Origin of the sequence: Bacteroides sp. ET489 (assembly GCF_030518095.1) — a bacterium.
GTDB lineage: Bacteria > Bacteroidota > Bacteroidia > Bacteroidales > Bacteroidaceae > Bacteroides > Bacteroides ndongoniae.
In genome coordinates this window covers 53990-70235 of the sequence record NZ_JAULLJ010000009.1, presented here as the reverse complement: position 1 = coordinate 70235, position 16246 = coordinate 53990, and the positions used below count along the sequence as shown (strand labels likewise).

13 protein-coding genes are annotated in these 16246 nt (G+C 46.7%); 7 read left to right on the top strand and 6 right to left on the bottom strand.

Annotation, left to right across the window (positions count from 1 at the left end; translation table 11 throughout):
- The first annotated feature begins 67 nt into the window (after nt 1–67).
- Nucleotides 68–2692: an AAA family ATPase gene (locus tag Q3C19_RS07230; RefSeq protein ID WP_302728240.1), complete on the top strand. Its 2625-nt coding sequence runs from the start codon at nt 68–70 to the stop codon at nt 2690–2692.
- Nucleotides 2693–2820: 128 nt separating this feature from the next.
- On the opposite strand, the gene Q3C19_RS07225 is transcribed toward Q3C19_RS07230, so the two are convergent.
- Genes Q3C19_RS07225 through leuS form a run of 3 tightly spaced genes read right to left on the bottom strand, consistent with a single transcriptional unit; the run spans nt 2821 to nt 7177 of the window.
- Nucleotides 2821–3399: a non-canonical purine NTP diphosphatase gene (locus tag Q3C19_RS07225; protein ID WP_071148205.1), complete on the bottom strand. Its 579-nt coding sequence runs from the start codon at nt 3397–3399 to the stop codon at nt 2821–2823.
- A gap of 27 nt (nt 3400–3426) precedes the next feature.
- Nucleotides 3427–4329: a YitT family protein gene (locus Q3C19_RS07220; RefSeq protein ID WP_022163183.1), complete on the bottom strand. Its 903-nt coding sequence runs from the start codon at nt 4327–4329 to the stop codon at nt 3427–3429.
- Nucleotides 4330–4339: 10 nt separating this feature from the next.
- Nucleotides 4340–7177, bottom strand: a complete 2838-nt coding sequence (gene leuS, locus Q3C19_RS07215) for a leucine--tRNA ligase (RefSeq protein WP_302728237.1) — start codon at nt 7175–7177, stop codon at nt 4340–4342.
- A gap of 191 nt (nt 7178–7368) precedes the next feature.
- Between leuS and Q3C19_RS07210 the strand changes: the two genes are divergently transcribed.
- Both Q3C19_RS07210 and Q3C19_RS07205 read left to right on the top strand, forming a co-directional pair.
- Entirely contained in the window at nt 7369–8328 is a 960-nt protein-coding gene (locus tag Q3C19_RS07210; protein WP_022163181.1) for a DMT family transporter, read from the top strand.
- Nucleotides 8329–8337: 9 nt separating this feature from the next.
- Nucleotides 8338–9216 carry a DMT family transporter gene (locus Q3C19_RS07205; RefSeq protein ID WP_071148202.1) on the top strand — a complete coding sequence of 293 codons (879 nt, stop codon included), beginning with the start codon at nt 8338–8340 and terminating at the stop codon, nt 9214–9216.
- A 65-nt stretch (nt 9217–9281) separates the two neighbouring features.
- Here the strand turns inward: Q3C19_RS07205 and Q3C19_RS07200 are convergent, their stop codons facing one another.
- On the bottom strand, nt 9282–9563 hold the full coding sequence (locus Q3C19_RS07200) for a DUF3836 domain-containing protein (RefSeq protein WP_022163179.1): 282 nt from the start codon (nt 9561–9563) through the stop codon (nt 9282–9284).
- Between the two features lie 494 nt (nt 9564–10057).
- On the opposite strand from Q3C19_RS07200, the gene Q3C19_RS07195 reads away from it, so the two are divergent.
- Both Q3C19_RS07195 and Q3C19_RS07190 read left to right on the top strand, forming a co-directional pair.
- Nucleotides 10058–10540, top strand: a complete 483-nt coding sequence (locus Q3C19_RS07195; protein ID WP_022163178.1) for an RNA polymerase sigma factor — start codon at nt 10058–10060, stop codon at nt 10538–10540.
- A gap of 12 nt (nt 10541–10552) precedes the next feature.
- Nucleotides 10553–11131: a hypothetical protein gene (locus Q3C19_RS07190; protein WP_302728233.1), complete on the top strand. Its 579-nt coding sequence runs from the start codon at nt 10553–10555 to the stop codon at nt 11129–11131.
- Between the two features lie 22 nt (nt 11132–11153).
- Here Q3C19_RS07190 and Q3C19_RS07185 read toward each other — a convergent pair whose 3' ends face one another.
- On the bottom strand, nt 11154–12704 hold the full coding sequence (locus Q3C19_RS07185; RefSeq protein ID WP_302728231.1) for an ATP-binding protein: 1551 nt from the start codon (nt 12702–12704) through the stop codon (nt 11154–11156).
- 254 nt (nt 12705–12958) lie between these two features.
- Here Q3C19_RS07185 and Q3C19_RS07180 point away from each other — a divergent pair, with 254 nt between their 5' ends.
- Nucleotides 12959–13399, top strand: a complete 441-nt coding sequence (locus tag Q3C19_RS07180) for a DUF3592 domain-containing protein (protein ID WP_277120947.1) — start codon at nt 12959–12961, stop codon at nt 13397–13399.
- A gap of 25 nt (nt 13400–13424) precedes the next feature.
- Nucleotides 13425–14228 carry a M48 family metallopeptidase gene (locus Q3C19_RS07175; RefSeq protein WP_022164320.1) on the top strand — a complete coding sequence of 268 codons (804 nt, stop codon included), beginning with the start codon at nt 13425–13427 and terminating at the stop codon, nt 14226–14228.
- Nucleotides 14229–14317: 89 nt separating this feature from the next.
- Here the strand turns inward: Q3C19_RS07175 and Q3C19_RS07170 are convergent, their stop codons facing one another.
- The gene (locus Q3C19_RS07170; RefSeq protein ID WP_071148197.1) at nt 14318–15994 is read right to left on the bottom strand and encodes a SulP family inorganic anion transporter; all 1677 of its coding nucleotides are present in this window, start codon (nt 15992–15994) and stop codon (nt 14318–14320) included.
- Nucleotides 15995–16246: the final 252 nt, after the last annotated feature.

Genomic DNA, 16246 nt, shown 5'->3' with positions numbered 1-16246 from the left:
GTGCACCTACGATGTTGGTGCATTTTTTATTTCTTTCTCTTTTTATTCACTTTAAAACTTTATAGCTATGATTCATGAACAGAAAAACTGTCCATACCGTGGACATATGTATAGTGTGCCTTCATTGGCCAATAATGATGCAACGGCCCGACTGTCCGTGCTGAAACTTTCCGTCAACAGTCAGTGTATCACTTCGGGTGAACATGTTTCCCGTATTTTTGTCGACAAAGAAGTAGAAGAGCAAGCTTTGTCTTTGTCTCTTTCGCTCGGCTCGTGCGATTTCATGTGCGAACAGGACGAGGCAGAAGTAATCTTCTGTCTGTACCGCGAAGAACAACCGGAACCGGTTTTGCAGCTGAAGACTGCAATAGCAGATTTTGGCGAATATGTATGGAATATGACATTGGAAGCCGGAAACTGGACTTATGGTAAATACTTCCTGGTGGCTGTAGGACTGGTTGAAAATTCACTGGGATGTACATTCGACAAAATGAGCGGCTTCGTTTGTCTGCCGTTCACTGTGTTTCCTGCTGGTGGAACGGCTGGTCGTTCTGTGCCGGTAGAGGCTTCATTGATTCGTGTTTCCCGTGCAGAAACAGAACCTTTGTTTGCTTCGGAGGTAATGAAGCTGAAGCTTCGTTTTTCTGAAACCGTCGCTCCGAACAGTTGCTTCGAAGTGCATTGCTACACTTCCGAGTGGAAGCTGATGGCAGTAACGGAACGTTTTATTCCGGCTTCGCGTACGAATTTCAAGCAGGTGTCGTTCCGTCTGAATTCGGATAAGATATGGCTCGCAGGAGACTATTGGGCCGTAGTGTCGCACAATCGGGAACCTTATGCGCTGTTGCGTTTCCGCTACGAAGGTATGTCGGTAACTGTTTGCGAATGCCGTCTGCTGGCTGCAACCGAAGACGAGTATTGGGTGGTGAAACAACTGGAGCGGGACGAAGAAAACAAATGGGAATATATCCGCGAGTTTAACGGGCTGTCTGAAGTTGTGCCAAGACTGGTGAGACTCTCCCGTATGAATGGTTTTAATTCTCTGTGCAAGGAGCACGGCGTCAGCGAACTTCAGCTGAATTCGTGTATGCTGATAACGGCATCTTCGTTGTTCGAATGCCGTCGGCTGGCCTTTCTTCTGCCGAAGTTTCTCGATTTGAATGTTTCCAGCCGTATACAGATAGACTGTGCCAAAACAGAAAAGTGGGAAGTCAATTCAGTAGATGAAGCATTCAAAAACAGGGAAGAAAAGCTTCTTGTTTTTTATCATATCGGTGCTTTAACAACCGAAGAGGGTAGTGAACTGCTTGGAAAACTAAAAGAAGCACTGGCCAATCGTGCTGTATTTTCGGTGTTTATTCTTTGTGGAACAGATTCCGAAGTGGAGGAGTTGCGCCGTTTTGCTCCCGAATTGTTTGTTCGCTTCACCGAAGAGGGGCGGTTCGTTATCCGTCCTTTCTCATGGCAGGAAGTGATTTATTCGCTTCGTAGTGCGGTAGGAGAGACATCGCTTCGTCTTTCACCACAGGCTGAGCACGAGTTGGTGTCGCAGGTACGCCGGTTGTGGGAATACAATGTGTTTGCTTCGTGGTCGCACCAGGATGCGGACGCTTTTTTATCCGGTTCGCTGATTCCTTCTGTGCAGAAACGTTTGCAGGAGGCTTATTGTGAATCGGGCATAATGGATACCGATGAATTTACGGTCGTACAGCCGTGTGATGTTCGTCTGAGTGAGCACTTCAATGTACAGTTAGCATCGGTTTCAACAGATGTTGAAACTTCTGTTGAAAACATCCGTCAACGCTTCGAAGAGAGCATGTTACCTATATATAATATGATAGGGCTAAACACACTGAAACAGGAACTGGAAGCTGTTTTCTATCAGGTCTGTTTCAACCGCCAGCGTAAGTTGCTGCATCTGCCGTCTGATGACGAAGGAACGTATCACATGATTTTTACCGGTAATCCGGGTACAGGAAAGACTACCGTCGCACAGTATATCGGAAAGATATTCCATACCATGGGTTTACTGTCGAAAGGTGAAGTTGTAATGACGGAACGCAGCAAACTGGTGGGCCGTTACATTGGCGAGACGGAAAAGAACATGCAGGATGTGCTGGAATCAGCTCGTGGAAACGTACTGTTTATCGACGAAGCCTACACACTGTGCGATACATTGGACGACCGTAAAGACTTTGGTAACCATGTTGTCGAAAGTCTGCTGACTATTTTGTCGCAACCTCATTCGGACATGCTGGTTATATTGGCTGGTTATGAAAACGAAATGGAACGACTGATGCAAATGAACCAGGGATTGCAGGGGCGCTTTCCTTATCGTTTTCATTTTGATGACTATAGCGCAGACGAACTGGTGCAGATAGCCGGGCATTTTCTGGCGGGTAGGGGATATTCGCTCGAAGCGGATGCGGAAACTTTACTGAACGAAGTTGTCAAAGAAACATTGGACGAGAAGGACCGCTATTTCGACAATGCACGTTGGATAAAGAAATTCTTCACTTCAGGAGTATTTCCGGCAATGGCTATGCGTGTGATGAAAGAAAAACGGTTGCAGATAGGTGCGACTTGTTTGCAATGCATACGGAAAGAAGACATAGCGTATGCGGCAGCCAGATTCCGGAAACAGAAATCACCTGTATTGGTGCCCCGTCGTCGTATTGGCTTTATTGCCTGAAATAGGGAGAGTGAAAATAGAATGGATAGTTACAATATTCCCCGGATAATTACAGACTGATGTGTATCCGATTGGGTGATGAATATGTCATAATCTGTAATAATCCGGGGAATCAGTGATGAATGTCTTTAAATGGACTTCAAGAATTTGCAGAGTTTTTGGGTTGCCTTGGCACGATGGCTAATCTTGTTCTTTTCGGCATTTCCCATCTCGGCAAAAGTCTGGCTGTATCCTTCGGGAACGAAGATAGGATCGTAACCGAAACCAGAGGTACCCTTCCGTACTTTTACTATTTCTCCTTTTACAATACCCTCGAACAGATGTTCCTTGCCGTCGAGAATCAAGGCAAATACTGTACGGAATTGTGCTTTCCGGTTTTCGACACCTTCCAATTCCTGCAGTAATTTTTTCATGTTGGCTTCGGAGTTGTGGGCATCGCCGGCATAGCGTGCCGAATATACTCCGGGTGCTCCGTTCAGTGCTTCTACTTCGAGTCCGGTGTCGTCGGCAAAGCAATCCATGTGATAGTGCTCGTAGATATATCTTGCCTTTATCAGTGCATTTCCGGCCAGCGTATCAGCTGTTTCAGGAATATCAGCATGGCAATTGATATCTCCCATGCTGAGCACTTCTATCTTGTTTCCCAGGATGTCTTTTACTTCTTCCAGCTTGTGGGCATTGTTAGTTGCAAAGACGAATTTCTTCATACAATTGTAGTTTAGGTGGTTTGCGATTTATTTTCCTTTCAGTTTGTCGAATCCTTCTCCATAGACACCGATGACTGAACTTTGCGAGATAAAGGCATTGGGATCGATGTCTTTTACCAGGCGGAATATTTCGACTGACTGGCGTTTGTAAGCCAGTACTACCAATACTTTTACTTGTCCTTTGCTGTACCATCCGGTACCATCGAGTACTGTTACACCACGATGGGTTTCCTTGGTGATACGATCGGCAATCTTTTCGTATTCTTTGGAAAAGATAAGGAATTGTACCGACTGCCGGGCGCTGTTCACGATGTAGTCGAGTACCAGTCCGATAATAAACAATGTTACAAAACCGAATATTACCCGGCGCCAGTCGTGGAAGATGAAGTAGCAGGAACTGATGATAACCACATCGCAAGCCATAATCATACGTCCCAGTGTTACGTCACGATATTTGTTGATGATGGCAGCAATGATATCTGTTCCGCCCGTACTTCCGTTACAGTTGAATACCACTCCCAAACCGATACCGCACATGGCTGCACCAATCAGACAGGCCATGAAGTCCTGTCCCGGTCCCAGAATTTGTGGAAATGTACCGTCGGGGTTCTTGACCAGCCACTGAAAGAATTCCAGTAATATGGTCAGTACAAAGATGGCATACGTGGTCTTTATACTGAATTTAGGGCCTAATATCTTGATGGCAAAAGTCATCAAGACAGCATTGATAAGAAAATACGAGTACTGTATGGGGAAGCCTGTTGCATAGTAAATGATGGCTCCGATACCTGTTGTTCCTCCGGTTGTGATCTGGTAGGGCAACAGAAAAGCTGCCCATGCCAGTGAATAACTGATGAGGCCGAGAGTGATCATGACATAATCCTTCAGTTCTCTCATCAATGCTGCTTTGTTCGGTTTACTGATATGCATATTAACAAAATTATTTCACTACAACGTTTACGATCTTCTTCGGCACTACGATGACTTTCACTACCGATTTGCCTTCCATCCATTTGGCTGAACGTTTGTCTGCCAGAACTGTAGCCTGAATGGTTTCGGAAGTGGCATCAGTTGGGAATTCCATATTGAAGCGGGCTTTGCCGTTGAAAGAGATCGTATAGTTTATGGTATTTTCTACCAGATATTCCTCGTTGTAGGCCGGCCAGTGGGCGTCGCATACCGATCCGGTATTGCCTAACGTCTCCCACAACTCTTCGCAGACGTGGGGAGCGAATGGTGCAAGTACGATGATCAGCTGGTTCAGGATTTCTTTCTTGTTGCATTTCAGCGAAGCCAGTTCGTTGACACAGATCATGAAGGCACTGATGCTGGTATTGTACGAGAAGGTCTCGATGTCGCCTGTTACCTTCTTGATGAGCTTATGCAGAGACTTCAGTTCGTCTTTTGTAGCGGCTTCGTCCGTTACCTGATAGTTGCCTGTACGATCGTAGAACAGTGCCCAGAATTTCTTGAGGAAGCGGTGTACACCGTCGATACCATTTGTATCCCATGGTTTGGATTGCTCTACCGGGCCAAGGAACATTTCGTACATACGCAATGTATCGGCTCCGTATTTCTCGACAATCATGTCGGGATTAACAACATTGAACATCGACTTGGACATTTTCTCTACTGCCCATCCGCAGATGTATTTGCCGTCTTCCAGAATGAATTCGGCAGTGTTGTATTCCGGACGCCATGCCTTGAAGGCTTCTACATCGAGCACGTCGTTCGATACGATGTTTACATCCACATGGAGTGGGGTAGTGTCGTACTGGTCTTTCAGGCCCAGTGATACAAAGGTGTTGGTATCTTTGATACGATATACGAAGTTGCTTCGGCCCTGAATCATACCCTGGTTCACCAGTTTCTGGAAGGGTTCTTCTACAACGGAGATGCCCAGGTCGTGCAGGAACTTGTTCCAGAAGCGTGAGTAGATAAGGTGGCCGGTAGCGTGTTCTGTACCTCCTACATAGAGGTCTACATTGCGCCAGTATTCATCTACTTTCTTGTCTACCAGTGCTGTGTGGTTGCGTGGATCCATGTAGCGCAGGTAGTAGGCACTGGAGCCTGCAAAGCCCGGCATGGTATTCAGTTCAAGCGGGAAGACAGTTTGGTTGTCAATCTTGCTGTTTTCTACTACACAGTTGTTTACTGTGTCCCAAGCCCACTTCGTAGCGTGACCCAACGGTGGTTCGCCTGTTTCGGTAGGCAAGAACTTGGCTACCTCGGGCAATTCCAGTGGCAGGCAGCTTTCGGGAATCATGTAGGGCATGTTGTCCTTATAGTAAACAGGGAACGGTTCGCCCCAGTAACGCTGGCGGCTGAAGATGGCGTCGCGCAGACGGTAATTCACCTTGACACGACCCAAGTGATGTTCCTTGACGTATTTCTTGGTAGCGGCGATGGCTTCCTTGATGGTGAGTCCGTTCAGAGAAAGGTCACAATAAGGAACGGCATCGGCTTTCGGACTGTTGCAAACAATACCTTCTTTGGCATCGAAGCTCTCTTCGCTTACGTCGCAACCTTCGACCAGCGGACGGATTTCCAGACCGAAATGCTTTGCAAAAGCGTAGTCGCGAGAGTCGTGTGCAGGTACAGCCATGATGGCACCTGTACCGTAGCCAGCCAGTACGTAGTCGCTAATCCAGATGGGCACTGCCTCGCCTGTGAAAGGATTGATGGCATACGAACCCGAGAAGACACCGCTTACGCTACGGTCGCTGATGCGTTCGCGTTCGGTGCGTTTCTTGGTGCGATCCAAATAGGCTTCTACGTCGGCTTTCTGGGCTTCGGTAGTAACTTGCGGAACCAGTTCGCTTTCGGGAGCCAGCACCATGAACGTTACACCGAACATCGTATCGGCACGGGTTGTGAAGATGGTGAATTCCAGATCACTGTCTTTCACCTTGAATTGTACTTCGGTACCTTCCGAACGGCCAATCCAGTTGCGCTGTGTTTCTTTCAGCGAGTCTGTCCAGTCGATGGTTTCCAGTCCGTCGAGCAGACGTTGGGCGTAGGCCGACACACGCAGACACCATTGGCGCATCTTCTTCTGAACAACGGGATAACCGCCACGTTCCGATACACCGTCTACTACTTCGTCGTTGGCCAGCACGGTACCCAGTTGCGGACACCAGTTCACCATGGTCTCGCCCAGGTAGGCGATGCGGTAGTTCATCAGCGTTTCCTGCTGTTGTTTTTCACTCATGGCCTTCCATTCGTCGGCCGTAAAGCTCAGCTCTTCGCTGCAGGCTGCGTCCAGTCCTTCGGTACCTTTAGTCTCGAAAGACTTTATCAAAGTACTGATGGGTTGTGCTTTTTGCAGTGCATTGTCGTAGTAGCTCTGGAACATCTGTTGGAAAGCCCATTGTGTCCAGTGGTAGTATTCGGGATCGCAAGTACGTATCTCGCGGTTCCAGTCGAACGAGAAACCTATCTTGTCCAGCTGTTCGCGATAGCGGTTGATGTTGGCGGAAGTAGTGATGGCCGGGTGTTGTCCGGTCTGTATGGCATACTGTTCGGCAGGGAGTCCGTAAGCGTCATATCCCATGGGATTCAGTACGTTGAAACCTTGCAGGCGTTTGTAGCGGGCGTAGATGTCCGAAGCAATGTAACCTAGCGGGTGTCCTACGTGCAGACCGGCGCCGCTGGGGTAGGGGAACATGTTCAGTACATAGAATTTCTGTTTCGTATCGTCTTCCGTTACTTGATAGGTCTTGTTATCTACCCATCGTTTCTGCCATTTCTTTTCAATCTCCCTGAAATTGTATTCCATACTTGTTAATAATTTATTGAAAACGTGTTTATATCTTACTTAATTCGGTTTATATCCTTGTTAATAAACCGATGCAAATTTACGTGTTTATTTTCAGATTTACTTATCAAGTACATAAAAAACATTGGGTTGCGTAGATACGTTGCCTACTTTTCTCGTAATTTTGCGCCCGAAAAAGAAATATTCTGCTTATGGACACTGCAAAAATGAAAGGTCACGTGGCGATGCTGGCCGCTAACAGCATGTGGGGACTGATGGCTCCGCTGGCCAAGTTTGTGATGATAGGGGGAGCAGTCAGCTCCTTGGTGATGACTGATTTGCGCGTATTCGGCGCGATGATTCTGTTTTGGATCTTTTCGTTTTTCCAGAAACCCGAACATGTGGGGCATAAAGATTTGATGAAACTTTTCGTGGCTTCGCTGCTGGCCATTGTTTTCAATCAGGGAAGCTACATTTTCGGGGTGGGAATGACTTCGCCCGTGGATGCTTCCATCATCACTACCAGTATGCCGCTGATAGCTATGATTCTGGCAGCCATTTTCCTGAAGGAACCTATTACGGGCAAGAAAATACTGGGTATCGCCGTGGGAGCATCGGGTGCACTGCTGCTTATTCTGGGCAGTTCGCAGGCTTCGGGTACGACGGTGAAGGGCGACAATCCGTTGTTGGGTGATGTGTTTGTGCTTCTGGCTCAGTGTAGTTATGCTTTTTACTTTGTGTTGTTTAAGAATTTCGTAACCAAATATTCGGCTGTTACGGTGATGAAGTGGATGTTTACCTATGCTTTCATCTGTCTGTTGCCTTTCTCGTACAGCAGTCTGCTGGCTACTGACTGGCTGGCACTTGACGGAGCCCGTATCGCTTCCATTCTTTTTGTAGTGGTAGGAGCTACATTCCTCAGTTATATCCTGATTATTGTCGGACAGAAGAACTTGCGTCCTACCGTGGCAGGTATGTACAACTACATTCAGCCGCTGGTGGCTACCATTGTAGCTATCTGTTGGGGTATGGATAGTTTCAACCTGACAAAAGTGCTTTCGGTAGTGATGATATTCGGTGGTGTCTGGTTGGTGACATCGAGCCGCAGCCGTGCCGAAATGGAGGCTTACAAAGCGGCCAAAGGTGATAAAGGAGTGGAAAAAGCAGAATAGGTCAGGACTATGAAAGAGAAAAATGAATGGGGATGGCACCTGGCGGCTATTGTTGTGGTGGGCATCTGGGGATTGACTTTCATATCGACTCGTGTGCTGATAGAGAACGGACTGACTCCGCAGGAGATTTTCTTGCTTCGCTTCCTGATGGCGTATGTGGGCATCTGGTTCATTTCACCCCGTAAGTTGTTTTGTCATAACTGGCGTGACGAAGGCTGGATGCTGTTGGGTGGCATAACGGGAGGTTCGCTCTACTTCCTGACCGAGAACACAGCACTCGAAGTGACGCTGACTACTAACGTAGCCTTTATCGTATGCAGCACACCGCTGCTTACTATGTTGCTTTTCAAACTTTTTTATCGGGGTGAGAAGTCCGGCTGGCAACTGACGGCGGGTTCGCTGCTGGCTTTGGTAGGAGTAGGACTGGTTATCTTCAACGGCAACTTTGTGCTGAAGCTTTCTCCATTGGGCGATTTCCTTTCGCTTGCGGCTTCGTTGAGCTGGGCATTCTACAGCCTGATTATGCGTCAGATGTCCGGTCGTTACTCTACGGTGTTTGTTACCCGTAAGGTATTCTTTTACGGTCTGCTTACTATTTTGCCCGTTTTTGCCTTTCGTCCGTGGCAGTTTCCTTTGTCGTCGTTTGCCCATCCTGCCGTCTGGATGAATCTGTTGTTCCTCGGTGTGCTGGCTTCGTTGGTCTGTTTTGCGGCATGGAATGTCATTCTGAAGCGGCTGGGTACCGTCCGTGCATCCAACTATATTTACCTTAATCCTATCTTTACATCTATCGGTGCTTTGTTCTTTCTGAACGAACCTCTGACTCCTTTCGCCCTGCTAGGCGCCACATGCGTGTTGCTGGGCGTCTATTTGGCAGGGAAAAAGTAAATCTTCTGTATCGTTTTTTTGTTAGAAAAGAGTGCTGTTTTGTAAAGTTAAACTTCTGCCGTTTGTCAGTCGGCGTGTATATTGCTGTCCGGATTGAAGGTTTCTACCTGCTGTAGTACATATTCCTGCTGGTTTTCGTTCCACACGTAGGTTTTCTTGTCGGTCACCTGTCCTTGTGCATTGTAGGTGAAGTCCATCTTGAAGAGACGTTTCAGATACTTTCCTTCGTTCAGGGTGTAAACTTCTTTGTTGGTCATTCGGTTGCCTTCCATTTTCACATTATATACTAAACTTGAAGCAACGCCTGCGGCCGAAATCAGAGTGGCCATGATGAGATTGGTAATCATATTCGTTTTATGTTTTATAAGTTAAACTGTTCTTTGTTTCTTGTTTCGATGTTGCAAAGGTAGGGGAGAGGGAAAAGGATTTCGGTTAAGGTTACGTTAAGGTTAGGTTAATGTCGGAAACAGGGGTAGAAAGGCGTTTTATTGCCATGCAAATATTGCTTTTCTACCACACTTGTACGGCTCGCGAGCCGTACAAGTGTCCCACAAATGAATTGCAAGTGTTGTTCACGAAGGATACAAACGAGGAATTTTTATGGTTCACGTTTCATAGTAAACCGCTCATAATAAGCAGGTTGCTGTGAAACGTTATTTTTTGAGCCGTGAATAGCCAGAATTTACTCCATCGGGTAGTGGAAAAGACCGGAGAAATGGTGAATTTTATGGTCCGAAAACTGATACGTAGCTTACGGCAAAAAGAAAACCGGAAAAAAGTTGTTGCCGGGCTATAGTTTTTTGAGTTGTCAGTGGTCTAACAGGTAAAAGCAGAAAGTGAAATGAATACAAAAGAACAACAATTCACAAATATCATTAAGGAACATGAGCGGACCATTTATACCGTCTGTTACATGTTTTCGGAAGATACGGACGAGGTGAACGACCTGTATCAGGATATCCTCGTCCGGTTATGGCAAGGCTTCGACAGTTTTGAGGGGAAAAGCGACATCAGGACATGGATCTATCGCGTCAGTCTGAACTATTGCATCAACTTCAGCAACCGGAAGAAGAAGCAGCGCGAACGGCTGAACCTCGGCAAAGGTTTCCACACGGATGGAAACAGCCTTGAAAAGAATTTGCAGATAAAGCAGCTTTATAAGCGGATCAACGCGTTGGGACTGGTAGACAGAAGCGTCGTCCTGTTGTGGCTCGAAGGCCTGAGCTACGACGAAATCGGTGCTATCCTGGGTATTTCTGTCAAGAATGTCTCGTTCAAACTGGTCCGCATCAAGGAACAACTCAAAAAAATGTCTAACATTTAACAAAGGAATCGTATGGAAATCAATATCGAAAAAGAACTTCAGACACTGAAATCGGAGTATAATGTGTTTAAGGAAGGGCTGGAAAAGCAGGAAACGCTGAACGAAAAGTTTTTCAAATCCCTCAGGAAACGGCCTGCGATGGCCCTCAGCAAGGAAATCAGAGACCGGATGCTGGGTGACGGACTGACGGTGCCTATGATTATCGTGATTTGTATCAACACAGACTGGCCCATGTTGTTTGGTATATTGGTGTCGTTGTGGGCGTTGGCCGACTTGGGTGTCAGCCTGTGGGTCAGCCGCAAGCTGGGCATGAACAATCTGTTGAACGACGATGTGCGAACGGTTACAGAGAAGATTACCGGTTATCGCAAATTCTATACGGGGTCGCTCGTGGCCAGTATAGTTCCCTTGACCGCTATGCTTACCTATATATTTATGCGGCTGTATGACCGGGCGGACGATGATGCCACTGTACAGCTTATCACCGTGTCGGGTATTGTTTCCATCGTCTTTGCTATTGTGGTAGCTTTGTTGCAATATAGGAAACACGTGGAAAGGTGCAAGGAACTGTTGGATCAGTTCGAGGAATAGTAGTAGATTTCTATATTCTCTCTTAATCTTCTACTATCCAACCCTCTATGCCCCGTTTCTCTTTGCTGAAGTTCACGCCTACCTTAAACAGTTTCCGTGAGTCGGAGGCAAAGGGCAGGGCATACTGCTTGTCGTTAATCTGCTGCAACGCTTCTTCGGCGGTGCCGTCTAGCTTGAACTCCATGACATAAATGTACTTATCTGTCTTTACCACCATGTCGATGCGTCCGCTGGCAGTGTGATATTCGGCTTGCGTATAGAAGCCCAGCAGCTTGAAGACGATGAAAAGCACATTCTGGTAGTGCAGCTCCAGGTCGCGTGCCAGTTCGTAAGGACTGTCGGCAAAGAAACTCTGAAGCCGTCGGAGGAAAGCATCCGCATCGCCCTGACGCACGTCCTTGACGAAACTCATAATTTCGAACGACGGGTTGCCCGTCTCCAAGTAGGCGTAACGAGGGAGCAGGAATTTGGTAAAGCCTTCTTCTACCTCTTTATTGGGGAATCCTAAATAGTAAACTTGGAACTCACGGTCGTAACCCTTAATAGTCAGGTAACCGCTTTGATACAGAATGGGCACCGGATTGGTGTGCATTGTATCAATGCCTCCCAACGAGTCGGCAGAAGCCATTTCTTCGGTCAGACGGTGCAGGTCGTAACGGCTGTGCTTCAGCAGTTCGACCAAGAAAGTGGGTGTACCGGTTTCGAACCAGTAGCTTCCGAAGCGCATTTTGGCAAACGTATTGAGCAGGCTGAAGGGGTTGTAGATGTCTTCACTCTCCTCTGCAAAGTGATAGCCGTCGTACATCTTTTTCAGTTCAGCCTTGGTTTCCTCTTCGGTCAGTTTGTTCTCTTTTCCCAGTTCGATGATGTCCTCCTGGAAGTTAGTGAACAGTTCTTCTTCCGTAATGCCGCACAGACTGGTAAATCGTTCGTCGATAGAGATGTCCATCAGGTTGTTCAGATCGCTGAACACGCTCACCTTGCTGAACTTGGTTACTCCGGTCAGTAGGGCAAACTTGATGTAGCGGTCGCAACTCTTCATCACGCCGTAGAAGGCTTTCAGCGTGTTGCGGTAGTCGGTCAGCAACGTTTCGTTGCCGATGGCCTGAAGCATGGGTTTATCGTACTCGTCGATGAGGATGACTACGTTTCGGCCCCATTTCTCTGCCGCACGGCGTATCACTCCTTCAAAACGGGTGGCAAGAGAGTATTCGTATTCATTGGCTCCATACTCATCTTCCCACATTTTCAGGTTCAGGGAAAGTTTGTTTTCCAGTGTTTGGGGTGTATCGTACTTTTCTGTATTGAGGTCAAGGTGCAGGATGGGGTATTCGATCCATTCCTTTTCCAGTGTTTCCATGGCAAGTCCTTCGAAAAGTTCCTTTTTCCCCTGAAAGTATGCTTCCAAGGTCGAGATAAGCAGACTCTTTCCGAATCGGCGGGGGCGGCTCAGGAAATAATACTGTCCTGATTTTACCAGTTTGTAAATCAGTTCAGTCTTGTCAATATAACAATAGTTTCTACTACGTATTTTTTCAAAGTTCTGTATGCCTACTGGATAGTTTCTTTTCATAATGCGTCAGGGTTTACTTGCCAATGAATCAGAGATAGTATCTGTTACAAAGATAACTATTTTTATGTCATATACAAACGGTATTCTTATTCTTCCTTCTTTCCTACAACAGTTCTGCAGGATAGTAGAGAAGTTGTGATAAATATTTATTCTGAATGTGGTTCGTTGCACTTCCCATTCAGATACTTATAAACCATCTTTTTCGCTTTGCATTTCGTAGGTTTTATATTACCTTTGTAGTAAAGTCAATATTTATGGATCCTTTACACAAAAAATTGATTTGCTTTCTGCTGATATTGGGAGGAATAGCTTTGTCTGGAGGTGCATTGTATGGCTTCTGGTCGTTGTATCATGCATACAGTACTCATGAACGTGTTGTCGGAGTGATTCAGAAAACCAGTACGGAGCGGGTACATCGTCATCGGAAAGTGAGGTTTGAGCATGAAATGCTGATAAAATATTCCACGGACAAGTATGGCGATTGTTACGTTTCCAAGAAATATTATTGGCCTTTCAGGCAAGTGGGCGATGAAGTAACCGTGCTCTGTCGTCCGCAATATACGAATGATGTTCGGTTGCCGGGCGATGAATGCTGGATATGGGGCATAATGTTGGTTTGTGGCTTGGTTTGTGCCGGTGGTGCTTGGGTAATGCTTCGTCCGCAAAAGCCAGGTGAAGAACAGAATTGTAACTGATGGTTCTTATTAATAAATGTATATGATGAAAAAAATGCTATTAAAAGCAGCTCTTCTGCTGCTATGCCTGGCGGTTGGAGTGCCTGCCATGGCTCAGTTTAATCTGAAAAAGGCGCTGAGTGGTGCAGCGAAGGCTGCAAAAGCCATTACCTTGACCGATGAGCAGATGACGGAATATGTCAAGGAGTACATTGAGTGGATGGATGAGCATAATCAGGTTTGCCCCGATGACAATCCGTACACTCAACGGTTGAAGAAACTGACGGAAGGTTTAGGCGATGCCGACGGTATTCCTTTGAACTTCAAAGTTTACTATGTGACCGATGTGAATGCTTTTGCTTGTGCCGATGGCAGTGTACGTGTCTTTTCTTCCCTGATGGATATTATGACCGATGAAGAATTGCTGGGAGTGATTGGTCACGAGATTGGTCACGTAGCCCATCGTGATTCGAAAAGCGGATTCCGCACTGCCTTACTCACTTCGGCTTTGAAAGACGGTATTTCTTCACAGGGAGGTAAAGTGGCTGCTTTGACCGATTCGCAGTTGGGTGATTTGAGCGAAGCGTTGGTCAACGCTACTTATTCGCAGAAGCAGGAGCGTGAAGCCGATGATTATGGTTATGAATTTCTGAAGAAGTCGGGCAAGAATCCGTGGTCAATGGCTTTGTCGTTCCGCAAGCTGAAGTCGTTGCAGGAAGAAGCCGGTGCACAGAAAACCAGTAAATTGAATCAATTGTTCTCTACTCATCCCGATCTTGACGAACGCATCAAGCGTATGGAAGAGCGTGCGACAAGCGAAGGTATCGAAAAACCTGCCGATGCGCAATAAGAGCTAAGCGCACTTCGTAAAGAACTATAACAATAGAAAAATGGCACACAGACCGCTGGTCAGCGTTATCTGTGTGCCATTTTTTCGACTTAAAGCAGTTTCTGTGCTCTTTCCAGTGCTACGTTGATGTTCGGACAGATGTTTTCTTCACCAAGCAGTTCGTAGAATCCGGATTTTTCGAGCACCTTGTGTACCTTTTCGTTGACACCCGAGAGGACAATTGTTATCTTTTCCTTTTGTGACATGCGGCACAGGTTTTCCAGGTTGTGAATACCGGTTGAGTCAATGAACGGTACTTTACGCATTCGTATGACACGTACTTTAGGACGGTCGCCCATTTGTGCCATCATTTCCTCGAATTTAGTAGCAATGCCGAAGAAGTAAGGACCGTTGATTTCGTATACTTCTACTCCCTTGGGAATGATGAGATGCTCTTCATGAGTTGTAATATCCAATTCTTTGTTCGGATCGATTTCGTCTTTGATGACAGATATTTCCGTTGTTTCCATAACTCGGCGCATGAACAGTACACAGGCAATCACCAGACCGATTTCGATAGCTACGGTCAGGTCGAAGATGACTGTCAGGAAGAAAGTGATAAGCAGTACCGTCACGTCCGACTTGGGATTGCGCAGCAGTGCCTTGAACGTACGCCAGCCACTCATGTTGTACGATACGACTACCAGCACACCGGCCAGACATCCCATCGGAATGTATTGTGCCAGCGGCATCAGTAGCAACAGGATGAGCAGCAGCACTACAGCATGTACAATACCGGCAACAGGAGATTTACCGCCATTATTGATATTGGCCATTGTACGGGCAATGGCACCCGTTGCAGGAATACCTCCGAAAAGCGGAGTTACGATGTTGGCAGCTCCCTGAGCTATCAGTTCCGTATTCGAGTCGTGTTTATCGCCAATCATACCGTCAGCTACTGTAGCCGAAAGCAGCGATTCGATGGCACCCAGTACGGCGATGGTTACTGCTACAGGAAACAGATTCTTCACAGCTTCCCAGTCCAGGGCAGGGATGGCAGCGTCAGGCAGTTCGGCACGGATGCTGAAGCGGTCGCCGATGGTATCAATGCAGTCGATACCGCCGTACATTTTCATCAACCATACGGCTACAGTCACCACGATAATGGCAATCAGCGAACCGGGAATCTTTTTCGAGAACTTGGGTGTCAGCGCAATGATGGCGATACTGGCGATGCTGACCAATGTATTCCACCAGTTCACCGTGTCGAAGTGGCGGAAGTAAACCATCCACTTGCCAATGAAGTCGCCCGGCACCTTGTCGTCGCCGAATTGCAGACCGAATACGTCGGCTACCTGCGTGGTGAAGATAGTGACGGCGATACCGCTCGTGAAGCCCACAACGATGGGATAAGGAATAAATTTGATGACAGCTCCCAGCTTGAACACGCCCAGCAATACCAGTATGACACCTGCCATCAGCGTAGCCACGATGAGGCCTGCTTCGCCGTATTGCTGGATAATGCCGTAAATAATCACAATGAATGCTCCCGTCGGTCCGCCTATCTGTACCTTGCTTCCACCCAGTAACGAGATGATGAATCCGGCAATGATGGCTGTTACAATACCTTTTTCGGGTGATACGCCTGATGCAATACCAAAAGCAATGGCCAGCGGCAAGGCCACAATTCCTACAATGATACCGGCCATAAGGTCGGCCATGAACATTTCTTTAGAGTAATTTTTAAGAGCCGTGTAGAGTTTCGGCTTGAATTCGAACGCTTTCATTTTTCTGATTTGTAGAACTTTGTTTACCTATTGATGTTTGTTGTCATTTTGAAAAGAGGTTGCAAATTTAGGTAAAATAGACTAAAAACTTGCTAATGTGATATGCTTTTTTGCTGAAAACCCCTCAGTTCTTGTCGAATTGGGAGTAATTGGCCTGAAAAAAGTCGTTTTTGTGCTATTAAAAGTAAGTATTGGCTGATATATCTTCTATGATAATTGCCGTTCTTTGTATAAAGCCTTGTTGGAGATTGA